This is a genomic window from Streptomyces xingningensis, assembly GCF_054957865.1.
Map to the genome: position 1 here is coordinate 18,533 of NZ_JBDJPF010000060.1, position 12,477 is coordinate 31,009.

Annotated in this window: 10 protein-coding genes; 7 read left to right on the forward strand and 3 right to left on the reverse strand. The window is 69.8% G+C overall.

Annotation, left to right across the window (positions count from 1 at the left end):
- The first annotated feature begins 662 nt into the window (after positions 1–662).
- The 5 genes from ABCR83_RS25880 (at position 663) to ABCR83_RS25900 (ending at position 4,364) form a co-directional block, all read left to right on the forward strand.
- Positions 663–1,910 (forward strand): helix-turn-helix domain-containing protein, encoded by a 1,248-nt coding sequence (locus ABCR83_RS25880; protein WP_462697594.1) that lies wholly within the window; start codon positions 663–665, stop codon positions 1,908–1,910.
- Between the two features lie 133 nt (positions 1,911–2,043).
- Positions 2,044–2,406 carry a hypothetical protein gene (locus tag ABCR83_RS25885; RefSeq protein ID WP_462697595.1) on the forward strand — a complete coding sequence of 121 codons (363 nt, stop codon included), beginning with the start codon at positions 2,044–2,046 and terminating at the stop codon, positions 2,404–2,406.
- Between the two features lie 199 nt (positions 2,407–2,605).
- Entirely contained in the window at positions 2,606–2,914 is a 309-nt protein-coding gene (locus ABCR83_RS25890; protein ID WP_462697596.1) for a DUF7848 domain-containing protein, read from the forward strand.
- A 134-nt stretch (positions 2,915–3,048) separates the two neighbouring features.
- Positions 3,049–3,189, forward strand: coding sequence for a hypothetical protein (locus ABCR83_RS25895; RefSeq protein ID WP_158688813.1), 141 nt, complete (start codon positions 3,049–3,051; stop codon positions 3,187–3,189).
- Entirely contained in the window at positions 3,186–4,364 is a 1,179-nt protein-coding gene (locus ABCR83_RS25900) for a methyltransferase domain-containing protein (protein ID WP_462697597.1), read from the forward strand. The genes ABCR83_RS25895 and ABCR83_RS25900 overlap by 4 nt, the downstream gene beginning before the upstream one ends.
- 260 nt (positions 4,365–4,624) lie before the next feature.
- Here the strand turns inward: ABCR83_RS25900 and ABCR83_RS25905 are convergent, their stop codons facing one another.
- Positions 4,625–5,176 carry an NlpC/P60 family protein gene (locus ABCR83_RS25905; protein WP_462697598.1) on the reverse strand — a complete coding sequence of 184 codons (552 nt, stop codon included), beginning with the start codon at positions 5,174–5,176 and terminating at the stop codon, positions 4,625–4,627.
- Positions 5,177–5,344: 168 nt separating this feature from the next.
- On the opposite strand from ABCR83_RS25905, the gene ABCR83_RS25910 reads away from it, so the two are divergent.
- Positions 5,345–9,124: an nSTAND1 domain-containing NTPase gene (locus tag ABCR83_RS25910; protein ID WP_462697599.1), complete on the forward strand. Its 3,780-nt coding sequence runs from the start codon at positions 5,345–5,347 to the stop codon at positions 9,122–9,124.
- 154 nt (positions 9,125–9,278) lie between these two features.
- Positions 9,279–9,464 (forward strand): hypothetical protein, encoded by a 186-nt coding sequence (locus ABCR83_RS25915; RefSeq protein WP_462697601.1) that lies wholly within the window; start codon positions 9,279–9,281, stop codon positions 9,462–9,464.
- Between the two features lie 3 nt (positions 9,465–9,467).
- Here ABCR83_RS25915 and ABCR83_RS25920 read toward each other — a convergent pair whose 3' ends face one another.
- Both ABCR83_RS25920 and ABCR83_RS25925 read right to left on the reverse strand, forming a co-directional pair.
- A complete protein-coding gene (locus tag ABCR83_RS25920) occupies positions 9,468–11,411 on the reverse strand; it encodes an FtsX-like permease family protein (protein ID WP_462697603.1) in 1,944 nt (647 codons plus the stop codon).
- Positions 11,408–12,184 (reverse strand): ABC transporter ATP-binding protein, encoded by a 777-nt coding sequence (locus ABCR83_RS25925; protein ID WP_462697604.1) that lies wholly within the window; start codon positions 12,182–12,184, stop codon positions 11,408–11,410. The genes ABCR83_RS25920 and ABCR83_RS25925 overlap by 4 nt, the downstream gene beginning before the upstream one ends.
- Positions 12,185–12,477 lie beyond the last annotated feature (293 nt).

Consider the following 12,477-nt stretch of genomic DNA (forward strand, 5'->3'; position numbering starts at 1 on the left):
CTCATATGCGCTCCTCGACGAGCAGTTGCCAACCCCCAGCTGGATCCGTACCCGCGGCCCAGGAATGGGCACCTGTTCCCCGGCACCTCTACGGCTGGCACCCGGGCCCGCTGAACGCGGTCGCCAACACGTACCCGACCACCACCGACCCGGTGCCGCGGCGGCTGATCCGCACGAGCCACGAACCGGGCTCGCTGAGGGGCGGGGCGGCAAGGCGTAAACAGCGCGCAGCACCGGACACCGGCCCGACTGCCGAGGAGTTGCAACTAGCCCGGCTCGCAGCTGAGTTGTACGAGCCCGGGGGACGATTCGGTCGGCCGTGACGAGCTGGACCGGCGGGCGGCTGTCCGACTCCCCCGCGTGCGCCGGGTGCTGGACTCGCTCTGACCCGACCCCCGACGGTCGCCCCTCGCTGGGCCGGCTATCAGGGGTCGTCGGCCTTCCATGACGTTTAGTCATATCCCTGTCGAACAAGCTGGACCTGATGCCCTTGAATATCCAAATTCTCTGGGGTCCAGCCAGCCGAAATCTGGGCACTTTCTGTGATCGCGGGCGAAGGGTGGCGCCAGGAAGGGGGTGGGAACGTTGGCGCGACCGGGGCACGCTGGACGGACGTACGCTGGACGGACGGAGCACGACACCACACGCACTAGGCGGGGATCATGAGCGCTCTAGGGGAGAACGTCAGGAAGCACCGGCGGCTACGGGACCTGACTCAGGAACAGTTGGCCTACGCCGCCGGCCTCGCGCCCTCCACTGTCGCCAAGCTGGAACAGGGCGGAAACGTCCGCATCGAAACCCTTCACATTCTGGCTCGCGCATTGCATGTGAAGACCTCCGAACTCATGGCGCCCGACACACCGGAACCAGTCCGAGGCGAAGACCCGACCCGTGTGGGGCTGGCCGAATTGCGGAGCGCACTCACTCCGCCCCTGGGAATCATGGACGGCCCCGGCGAAAGGCCCGACGAGGAACCCAACCTTCCCGCGCTGCTGGAAGTCATCCGCGCTGGCTCAGCGGCGTACGACTCGGACAACTTCGGTTCTGTAGCGGGCAAGATGCCTGAGATCATCCGGGATGCGAACTCGGCTGTCGCCTACTTCGATAATGGCGAGGAGTACACGCAGGCACTATCTGCGCGCGCGGAAGCGTATTTGCTGGGCGGTCGGTATCTGACGCAAGTTCGGCAATATGACCTTGCCTATCACGCGCTGTCCGGCGCGATGAAGGACGCGCGAACGGTGCAGGACATGAACACCGCCGGGTACGCCGTGGTCATCATGTCGTGGCTGTTGCTGCGGCAAGGGCGATTCGATGACGCCGAACGCGCAGCTATCGAGACAGCGGACCACCTGGAACCGCGAATCTCGAAAGCACCCCCGGAAAGGCTGGCCGTGTGGGGTTGGCTGGCTCTGCAAGCGGCTGCCGCTTCCGTCCGCAACAACCGCCCCCACGAAGCAACAGAAGCCCGCCGGATTGCGGAGTCTGCCGCTGCCGCCCTGGGAAGGCATCCCCATACCCAACACCGGTTCGGACGGTTCGATATCGCCGTTGCCGGAATGAAGGGGCTGGAGGATGAGTTGATCTCCGAGGACGGCGACCCCTTCCGTGTGATCGACGAATCCACAGGGAAGGCCCGGTTCTCGGATCACGCGATGAAAGCGGCCCGTATCGCTGAGACCGACAAGGAATGGAACCGGCACCGCCTCACCGTGGCGACGGCGTACATCAAGGTCGGGGAGCATGACAAGGCGCTCGACCGGCTGACGGCCGTGGACTACGCGAACCCTCAGTGGCTCCGGCATCAGCGCATGGCACAGGATGTGATGGGGGCGATCGTCCAGCGGCGTAAGCGCAGGCTCACCGCTGAGATGCGCGCCATGGCCAACCACCTGGGCGTGTTGGGCTAACTACGGGCAGCTACTGCGCAGCACGGTAGTTAGGGGCGATCATGCTTCCAACTGCCGCGCTACGTCCGTGGATTGGGCTTTCCCCTGGCCATAGCCTCTCGGTATCCCGACGGCGACAGACCAGGGGCCCGAGATGGTTCACAGAACGGAAGCTGATCATCAGCGCAGGCGAGACCTTGCCGACGATGCGGCGGGGATAGCGCGCCTGCTGCCATGGGCGACCGATGACGGCCGCCCCTGCTACCTCGCGACGGACGGCGAAGGGTGGTTGTCGGCACTCGCCGACGATCTCGAATCGTCCCAACTCGCCATAGGTGCTGATCTGTTGAAGTATGTCAGCGCGGCCATGGGTGGCCCGAACCTGTCGGATGTGGAGCTGCGCTATCTCGCGGCCCGCCTGTCCGAGGCGCTGGGTGACGCGCTGAAGGTCGCCGAGAGTCGGGGCAAGCGTCTGCCGGGGGCGGACGCCGGCGACGGCGGGGAGGGTCAGGCATGACCCTGGAGCCTGCCCCCGTCGAGGGATGCCAGATCTGCGCACGCTGCGCGGACTGGCGCAGGGCGTACCGTACGGGGGTCGGTACTCCGGACGGGTACGCGAACCTCTCAGCGGCGTCTGACTGCAACACGGAGATTCGCAACCACCCCCACCAGCCACGCAAGGTCGGGCTCCCGATCAAGCCCCCGGCGGTGACCGCGTGAGCCGACAGACCTTCAAGTTCGCCGACTGGACGACCGCCCCGGACCCGAGCGCGTCGGCTGAGTACGCCGCCTTCTGCCGCGACGTGATCACACGCGAAGGTGACCCCCGGCGCGGGGAACTGTGCCGCTGGGAATTCCGCATCCTGGACGACAAGGAAGAGGCCGACAGGCAGCAGAAGGCGCACGCCGACAAGGAGGGGCACCGGCTGTTCGTAGAGACATCCGTCTGCCCCACGATCGTCACACCCCCGGCGGGGTCTGTACTGGCGGGCCGCCTCGCCCGGCTCGAACGGGCAACCCGGTGAGGACGCCGGTACTCGTCCGCAGAGGCCATCGACGGCCAACCTGGACCCCCGCCCGGCCGCACGCCCCCTCATTCCCGTGAAGCGGAGTCGGCCGGGTCGGGTAACCCAAGCACCATCGACAACGGAGGTACGACATGCAGAAGCACGCGTGGTGGCTGACCATGGCCGATGGCAACCCGCAGGACGACAGCGACTCGGGCAACAAGCACGGGGGCGGCGGGTCGGACGAGGGTGGCAACACCAACGACGGCAAGGACCCGGCGGACGGCAAGTGACCGAGCGCACCGTGAAGGAGGCGGGCCCCCAGGGGCTCGCCTCCGTGCTCATGGAGAAGGGAGCCCTGACGAGTGGCTGGCTCCCCGCGTTCGAGGCGGTACCGCGTCACGCGTTCATGCCGGATGTGATCTGGCCCGGTCGCGCTGGCATGAACCGGCAGAGTGACCGCGTGGTCCGCAGCGAGGAACCTGACGTGTGGTGGGAGGCCGTCTACCGGGACGCGCCGATCACGACGCAATGGGATGACGGGGCGTACACCGGAACTGGCAAGGGCAAATCCCCTACCTCTTCCAACTCCATGCCCACAATGGTGTTTTCGATGCTCGACGCACTCAGTGTGGAGGACGGGCAGACCGTTTTGGAGGTCGGCACCGGGACCGGGTGGAACGCTGCTCTGCTGTCTCACCGGCTGGGTGCGGAGAACGTCGTCAGCATCGAGGTGGACGAGTCCAGCGCGGAGGATGCGCGTACCCGCCTGAACCTTGCGGGGCTCCGTCCGCTGGTGCGTGTCGGTGACGGGGCGCAGGGGTACCCGGAGCGGGCCTCGTACAACCGGCTGATTGCCACCTGTTCCATCGGGAGCGTACCCCCGGCATGGCGGGAGCAGGTGAAGCGGGACGGGGTGATCGTGACCCCGTGGGGGCCGACGTACGGCGGGGAGGCGGTAGCGCGTCTCACGGTCGCTGAGGACGGCTCAGCATCTGGTCCGTTCGTGGGGTCGTCGGCGTTCATGCGGATGCGTGCTCAGCGGGTCCAGCGTCGGCATGTCCGTGAGTACCTGGGCGGGCGGAAGTGGCCAGCGGACGGTGTGCAGTCCATGATGTCTCTGTCCCCGGACGACGTGGGCGACTGGCACGTCATGTTCGCGATCGGGGTGCAGGTGCCCGACGCGTTCCCGTGGATGGAGTCGTATGACGACGGCTCTTACACGCTGTGGCTGCGGGACACTGCCGTCACGTCGTGGGCGACGGCTGACTACGTGCCGGGGAAGGATGAGTTCGAGGTCTACCAGTCCGGCCCCCGGAACCTCTGGGATGAGGTGGTGGCCGCTCATCACTGGTGGGACAGGGAGAATCGGCCGGGGTTCGAGCGGTTCGGCTTGACCGTGGACGGCGACGGCGAACGAGTGTGGCTCGACTCCCCAGGCAACCCGGTACCCGTTCGGAGCGCGTAACCGCTCCCTCTACCGGCCCCGTCGGCATTCCCCCCAAGTGCCGACCGGGGCTTCCTGATGCCCTGACCTGCTCGTATCCTTAGAACTGCTAGTTAGGCGTGTTCGGTTCGGCGAGCACGATGAAGTCGGCGTCGTCCGGACACTCGCAGGCCCTCCGCGAGTGCGGGCAGTTCCTCGTCCGGCACGTGGTCAACGAAGGCGTGCAGTTCTTCCCATGGGGTCATGGTTCAAGGCAGCCACAACCGGAAGCGTCCCCGGACTCAGTCGATCACCCTTACATATCGGCGGGGTTCGAACCCCTGGGCATGCAAGGAGTCGTACGACAAGGGGTCCTTGGAGGCAACCGACCCGGGCACCGACTCCTGGTAGACAATCGCGGTGGCGGCGTCCTTCCAGCCGGCGAAGATCACCACGTGGCCATGGTCCTTGGTGCGTTGGAGCAGCACGTCGCCGGGCCGGAGATCGTCCTTGCCGATCGCCGAGGAGAACCTCTCCTTGAGGACCGCCGTGCCATAGCTTCCCGGCAGACCCCAGGCCCAGGACACATAGCCGGAACAGTCCTGCAGGTAGCGGTGGGAGCCCCACTTGTACAAGTGGTTCTCCTCGCCGTCATATGGCACCCGCTTGTCCACCCATTCCTGCGCCCGCCTGATGATCGTGGCCCGGTCGACCGGATCGAGCGCCCGGGCGGCGGGCCCGGACGGTGCCGACTGGACCGCCTGGGCGGCCGGTTGGCCGCCCGCGAGAAGCGCGAGGCCGAGAGCGGCTGTGCAGGCTGTGACCGCACAGCGTCGGAGGGCTGTAAGGGACATGTCTTTCTCCTCGATTCCCGCAAGCGATTCCGTAGCCGATTCCCGTGGTGAAGGGGGCGCACAGCAGCGCATGCACGTGCACCCACGCTCCGTCGCCAACATCGCGACACCATCGGTAGCTTTGCCGCCACCCGGAGTGAGCTGTCTGAGTTGTAGCAGGAGAGCACGGTGTCCAAGGGTGAGATCGAGGGCGGCAAGCGTTGCCTGGACGACAGGCAACGCCTCGCCTACGGCGACGAGCCGGTCGCGGACGACTTCGCGGCGACCCTGCGGCGGCTTCGCGAGGCCCGGAACTGGACGGTCGGCACCCTCGCCAGGAAGGTTCCCTGCAGCACCAGCCATGTGAGCCGGATGGAGAACCGGAAGGGCTTCGCCAGCCGGGACATCGCCCAGCACCTCGACGACGTACTCGAAGCCGACGGAAGCCTGTTCGCCCGCTACCGCACCCAGTGCCCGTATCCGGGCATGGAGCACTTCCGTCCGGCGCAGACGGATTGGTTCCTGGGCCGGGACAGCACCACCCGGGACCTCATCAAGCAGTTGCTCGAACGAGCCGCGGACAGCGGCCCGTTGGCGGTGATCGCCCCCTCCGGCGCGGGGAAGTCCTCGCTGCTGCGGGCGGGACTGCTGGGCCAGGTGCTCAAGGGAGCGGTCCCCGGCTGTGATCCCCGGCGGACCGCCCTGATGACCCCGACGGGCAAGCCGCTGGACGAGCTGGATGCGGCCATGGCGGCGGTCACCGGGCAAGGCCCGGAGCCTGCCAAGTGCCTGCTGGTGATCGATCAGTTCGAGGAGCTCTTCCAGCCCGACGTCCCGGAGGACGTCAGACGCCGCTTCCTCCACACCCTCTGCGACAGCACGGCACAAGTGGTCATCGGCATCCGGGCCGACTTCTACCCGCACTGCCTGGAGTACCCCGAACTCAGGTCCTGCCTGAGGAAACACTTCCCGCTCGGCCCCATGAACGAGGCGGAGCTGCGCAAGGCGATCGAGGAACCGGCCCGCCGGGCGGGGCGGCGCATCGGTCCGGGGCTGACCGAACTCCTGTTGAGCGAGCTGAGCGCCGTGGGAGGTGGTGCGGAAGGAGCCGCCTACCAGCCGGGCGCCCTGCCCCTGCTCTCCCACGCGCTGCGCGCCGCCTGGGAGAAGGAGCAGAGTGCGGCGGCGGACACGGCCAAGGACATCACCATCGCCGACTACCGGGCCACCGGAGGCGTGGCCGGTGCGGTGCGCACCACTGCGGAGGAGGTGTATCACCGGCTGCCCGACGAGCACCATCGCCTCATCGCCCGCCAACTGCTCGTACGCCTGGTCCACTTCGGCGCCGACAGCGACGGCACCCGGCGGCGGGTGACCTGGCGGCGGCTCCTTCCCCAGCTCCCGGGAACGGAAGCGCAGGCCCGTACCGTCCTCGACGCATTCTGCGAGGCCAGGCTGCTGACCATGGACAGGACCAAGCCGCCCGGCGACGCCATCCCGCGACAGCGCGACGGCTCCCCCGCGAATTCCGAGAGCACCGTGGAGGTGACCCACGAGGCCCTGCTGGGCGCCTGGCCGGAGCTGGCCGAGTGGCTCAGGAGCGAGCAGGACGACCAGAAGGAGTTCCGGAACCTCGCCCAGGCCGCCGACGCCTGGCACCAGGCCAAGGAGCACCGGGAAGACCTCCTCCTGGTGGGCACCAGACTCTCACTGGCCGAGGGCCTGTTGGAGAAGCGGCCGGACGAAGCGGCCGATCTGCACCGGGAGTACGTCCGGGCCTCGGTCGTGCGCAGGGAATCCACCGCCCGGCGGCGCCGTCGGCTGCGCCGGGCGCTCGCCCTGCTCGCGGTCCTCTCGCTGGTCCTGGCCCTCGTCGTCGGGCAGCGGCTGCTCAACGAGCGTTCCCGGCAAGCGGTGTTCGACGCCGAGCGGCTGGCCGAACAGTCCCAGGCCCTCGCCCAGGCCGTCTGGCCCGATGACGCCGCCCGGCTGGCGGTGGCCTCCCATGACAGTGCCCACACCCCCAACAGCCTCAGTGCCCTGCTCAGTACGCAGAGCCACCGCATGGTGGGCCGCCTCGATGTGCACGCCCCCGGCTACGCGGTGGCCCTCGGCCCCGACGGCAACCGGCTCCTGGTGGGCACCGGGAAGGGCGCCGCGCTCTGGTCCCTCGCCGACCGTCGCCTGCTGAAGCCGCTGCCGTCCCTGGGCGGCGGCGCCGTCCACGCGGTGGCCTACAGCCATCACGGCTCCTATCTCGCCGTCGGTGACGACCAGGGCAATGTGGGCCTGTACACGGCGGATGGCCGTCGGCTCCTCGCCCGGCCGCCCCGCCACCCGGGCAAGCTGTGGTCGCTCGCCTTCGACCGCGACGACAAGCTGCTGGCGAGCGGGGACGACCAGGGCTGTGCACGGGTATGGGACATCGCGCACGGACGGGAACAGGGCACGCTGATCCCGCAATCCCACGATGGCGGCTCCGACATCTGGTCGCTGGCCTTCAGCCCGGTCGGGCAGACCCTCGCCGTCGCACAGGAGGGCCGGCCGGTACGGCTCCTCGACCCCGTGAGCGGCAAGGAGCAGCACAGCTTCGGTGACCGGAGCGCGAGCTTCCGGTCCGTGGACTTCAGCAAGGACGGCTCCACGCTGGGTGCGGCGGCCTTCAACGACAAGCCCCCGCTCGGCCGGGTCTGGAACATCGGCACCGGCGCCGGCCATCAACTCGCCGGGCACACCGACTCCTTGTACGCCCTGGCCTTCGGCGGCGCCAACGGTCTGGTGGCGACGGGCGGGCAGGACAACAACGCCAGGCTCTGGGACAGCGCCACCGGAGCGCCGGTGGCCACCCTGGCGGGCCATGCGGGCAATATCAGGGGGCTGGCCTTCAGCCATGACGGCACTCGTCTGGCCACCATCAACGAGGACCACACGGTGGGGCTCTGGGACACCACCGAGAGCGGCACCACGGCCGTACCCGCCCATCCGACCCAGCTGATGGCCCTCGCCGTACAGCCGCACGGCACTCTGCTGGCCACCGGGGGCGCCGACGGCACCGTTTCCCTGTGGGACCGCCGGTCCCTGGCGCTCCGCCGGACCCTGCGGATGGGCCATGACGCGGTCGCCGCCGTGGCGTTCAGCCCGGACGGGTCGAGGCTCGCCGCGGCCGACAAGGGCAGGACGGTCACCACCTGGGACAGCGCCTCCGGAACCCAACGGCCGCTGCACCAGCTGCCCGTCGCCGACCGGGAGCCCCTCTCCGCCCTCGCCTGGAGCCCGGACGGCCGTTCCATCGCCACCGGCGACGACCGCGGCCGGGTACTGCTGTGGGACCCCGACGACCGTACGACCCCCAGGGATTTGGTGGCCGGGCAGGCTGACTCCGTGCGAGCCGTGGCCTTCGACCCCAGCACCGGACAGCTGGCCGAGGGCGGGCAGTTGAACGTCGCACACCTCCGCGAGGTGCCCGGCGGCAACGTACGAAGGACGTTCCCCGGGCACACCGACTCGGTGTTCTCCATCGCCTTCAGCAGCGACGGCCGCCTGATGGCCACGGCAGGGCGCGATGACACCCTGCGCCTCTGGGACCCTCGCACCGGCCATCCGGTCCGCGTACTCGTGGGCCACAGCGCGGCCTTGAAGTCCGTTGCCTTCTCGCCGGACAACAAGGCCCTGCTGACCGCCTCGAGCGATGGCACCGTACGCATCTGGAGGTTCACCGGTGACGGCTGGCAGAGCGATGCGGTGCTCAGCGGCAGCACCGGGACCGTGTGGGGTGCGGTGTTCGACCCCGATGACCCGCAGGTGATCTACTCCGCGGGCGAGGACAGCGCGCTGCGCCGCTGGAGCACCGACGCCGATTCCGTCAAGCGCCGGATCTGCTCGGCCCTCGGCCATGGGGAGCGGGCGCGCTGGAAGCAGGTCGAGATCCCGGTGGATGTGTCCATGCCCTGCCGGGGTTCGCGGTACTGACCGGGCGTTGCCCGCGGTGCGGGCAACGCCTTCCTTCTGCTCCCGCCCGCTGCCTGCGCGTTGGGCAACAGCCCGGCGCCCGGAAGGGGGGTTGGGCCGAGGGCCCGGCGGCTAGCGTGCCCATACGGACACCAACCGCCCCCCGGAGTCAGCGATGAACGACAACCCCCCGCCCTGCAAGCCCACCGGACCCGATCGGCGGTGGCTCAACCTCCTCGCCCTGCTGTCCATCGTCGCGATCTCGGCGACGGTGTTCGCCGTGTGCGGCGAGACCGGGCTGAGCGCCGTGGGGACCGTGTCCGGCAGCCTGTTCGCGGTCTGGCACCACTCCCGCCACTGAGCCCTATTGTCGTGCGCCCGCCAGGTCCAACGCCCTTGCCCGGAGCGCCAGTTTCGCCGGAATCACGCTGGCCAGCAGGGAGAGCGCGAGCCCGGCCACCGCCGCCGTGCCGATGACCGGCCAGGGCAGGGCGACGGGCACCCCGCCCCCGATGCGGTGCTCGAGCAGCGCGGAGGTGGCGGTCTGGGTGCCCGCCGTGACCAGCACCGCCAGCACCGTCGCGGCGATGGCGGTCAGGACGGCCTCGATGCCGACCATGCCGAGCACCTGGCGGTCGTTGCCGCCGGTGAGCCGCAGGGTGGCGAAGTCCCGCAGCCGGTCGCCGGTGGACATCATCATCGTGTTGACGATGGCGATCAGCGCATAGAGCAGGGCCGGGCCGAGGATGGCCGCGAGCGCGATCCACAGATAGCGCTCCTGGGGGCCGTCATCGCCCCGGGCCCAGTCCGTGGCCGGGGTGACCTCGGCCCGGGCGGTGGCGGGGAGGACGGGCTCGGGCCCACCGGTGACATAGGCCGTGGCGGGCCCCTGCCCGCCGAGGTGTGCGGTGCCATACGGCAGCAGGACCTCGGCGAGCGCGAGCGGGGTCCGGACCAGGGCGACCACCCGCAGGGTGACCGAGGTGCCGTCCGCGAGAGAGGCGGGCAGCTTGTCGCCCAGGTGCCAGCCGCGGGCCTTGGCCAGGTCGGCGGAGAGGGCGACCGTGCCGCCCTTGAGGTCGGTGAGGGAACCAGCCTCGGTCTTCAGCTTCCAGGCGGCGCCGAGGTCTCCATCGACGGCGGTCGCGGCGACCGTCCCGGCGCCGGCTTCGGGCCCGTCCCCCAGGCCGGAGAGCAGGGTGGGCGCCACGGCGACGGTACGGGCACCGGGCGACTCGCGCAGCCGGCGCAGCGCTTCGGGCGAGAGCCCGTCCTTGCCGCCGGTGGGCTCCACGACGTACTGGGCGTGCAGGGCGGCCCGGGTCTGCTGGGCCCGTGCGTCGGAGAAGGCGGCGGTGGAGCCTACGACACTGCCCGTCAGGCCGATCACCAGGACCATGGGCGTGGCGGTGGAGACCGTACGGCGCACGGAGGTGAGCGCGTTCTGCCGGGCGAGCAGGCCGACCGCGCCGGACAGCAGGGGCACCGGCAGGGTGAGCAGCCGGACCAGCGGGGGAATGAGCAGCGGGGCGAAGAGCGCGATCACGGTGATCGCGAGGAGGTCGGTGACCAGGGCCCAGCTGGGCAGGTTCTGCGGGTCGCGGAACTGCGGATCGCGCTGGAAGGGGCCGGGCACGGTGATGAACAGGGACAGGGCGGCGCCGAAGAGGGCGAGTGCGGCCACGGCCCACAGCCAGCGGCCGAGGGTCATCACCCTGCGGTCCACGGCGGCTTCGCCCAGCGCCTCGACGGGGCGCACCCGCCCCGCCCGGCGGGCGGCGGCGTAGGCGCCGAGGACGGCGACGCCGATCTCGATGCCGGCGGCGATGAGCAGCGGGCCGGCCGTCGGGTGGACGGCGAAGCCCTCGGGGGCGACGCCGCGTTCCACCAGCCAGTCGGCGAAGAACGGGGCGAGCGCGGGCCCCAGCAGCGTGCCGCAGACCGAGGCGGCCACGGAGACGACCAGGGCCTCGCCGAGCACCAGGACCCGTACCTGCCGGGGAGTCGCGCCGACGGCGCGCAGCAGGGCGGTCTCCCGGCGCCGCCCGGCGACCGCGAAGGCGAAGGTGGAGGCGACCACAAAGACCGAGACAAAGCCGGACATGCCCGCCGTGAAGGTGAGCAGCTTTTTGAGCGAAGGGGCGGCGGGGTCGGGGTTGTCGATGTCGGCGGTGGTGCTGACCAGCAGTCCGGTGGCGGCGATCAGGGCGACGCCGAGGGTGAGGGCGACGAAGGAGCCCGCGAATCCGAGCCATCGCTTGCGCAGGGTGGCCGCCGCGATGGGCAGCAGGAGGAGGGCCTTCTTCATCGGAGGGCACCGCCCGGGTGGGCCGCGGCACGTTCGGCGTCGGCTTCCAGCCGGGTCATGCGCTCGGCGACCTGCTGGGCGGTCGGCCGGTGGAGTTCGTCCCTGAGCCGTCCGTCGGCGAGGAAGACGACCCGGTCCGCGCAGGAGGCGGCCACCGGGTCGTGGGTGACCATGACCGTGGTCTGCCCCTGCTCGTCGACCAGGCCGCGCAGCAGTCCGAGCACGGTCCGGCTGCTGCCGCTGTCCAGTGCGCCGGTGGGCTCGTCCGCGAACAGCACCTGGGGGCGGGCGATCAGCGCGCGGGCGATGGCGACCCGCTGCTGCTGGCCGCCGGACATCTGCGAGGGCAGATGCCGGGTCCGCTCGCCGAGGCCCACTTGGGCGAGCGCGGTACGTATCGCGCGCCGGTCGGGGCGCCGGCCGGCGAGGCGGAGGGGCAGGCCGACGTTCTGCTCGGCGGTGAGCGAGCCGAGGAGGTTGAAGGACTGGAAGACAAAGCCGATCCGGTCCCGTCGCAATTCGGTCAGTGCCTTCTCGCCGAGCGGGCCGAGTTCCACGCCGTCCACAAACACCCGGCCGGTGTCCGGCCGGTCGAGTCCGGCCGCGCACTGCAGCAGGGTGCTCTTGCCGGAGCCGGACGGGCCCATGATCGCGGTGAAGGTGGTGCGGGCAAAGGCCAGGGAGACGTCGTCCAGGGCCCGGACCGTGGCCGATGAGCCTGCTCCATAGGATCTGCTGACCTTTTCGAGCAGGATGGCGTGGTCGTGCGGCATGTTTCCCCCCGTGCGGCCGATGGCCGGATTCTTGCGCTTGCCAAAGTCCGGATCATTATGCGCAGCGGCGCAAGCTAATTTCTTTGGGTCCGGATCCGGCGCGTGAGCACTCTGTGTGAGCACTGAACAGCCCCCGGTGCTTCGTATCGGTCTTTACAGCCTCAGTCGTCGCTGTCGGCTTTGGATCGGTACTGCTCTGCCGGGGGCCTAGCCAGTTGCCGAGATGGGGGTCACTCGGTTCGGTGGACGTCTCCACCGACGGTGCGGCTCTCACCGGTTGTCTGGTGTATTGG

Excerpts from the sequence above, each read along its gene's own strand:
- ABCR83_RS25920 (WP_462697603.1), bottom strand. The coding sequence starts at position 11,411 with ATGAAGAAGGCCCTCCTCCTGCTGCCCATCGCGGCGGCCACCCTGCGC.
- ABCR83_RS25885 (WP_462697595.1), top strand. The coding sequence starts at position 2,044 with ATGGTTCACAGAACGGAAGCTGATCATCAGCGCAGGCGAGACCTTGCC.
- ABCR83_RS25925 (WP_462697604.1), bottom strand. The coding sequence starts at position 12,184 with ATGCCGCACGACCACGCCATCCTGCTCGAAAAGGTCAGCAGATCCTAT.
- ABCR83_RS25895 (WP_158688813.1), top strand. The coding sequence starts at position 3,049 with ATGCAGAAGCACGCGTGGTGGCTGACCATGGCCGATGGCAACCCGCAG.
- ABCR83_RS25880 (WP_462697594.1), top strand. The coding sequence starts at position 663 with ATGAGCGCTCTAGGGGAGAACGTCAGGAAGCACCGGCGGCTACGGGAC.
- ABCR83_RS25915 (WP_462697601.1), top strand. The coding sequence starts at position 9,279 with ATGAACGACAACCCCCCGCCCTGCAAGCCCACCGGACCCGATCGGCGG.
- ABCR83_RS25905 (WP_462697598.1), bottom strand. The coding sequence starts at position 5,176 with ATGTCCCTTACAGCCCTCCGACGCTGTGCGGTCACAGCCTGCACAGCC.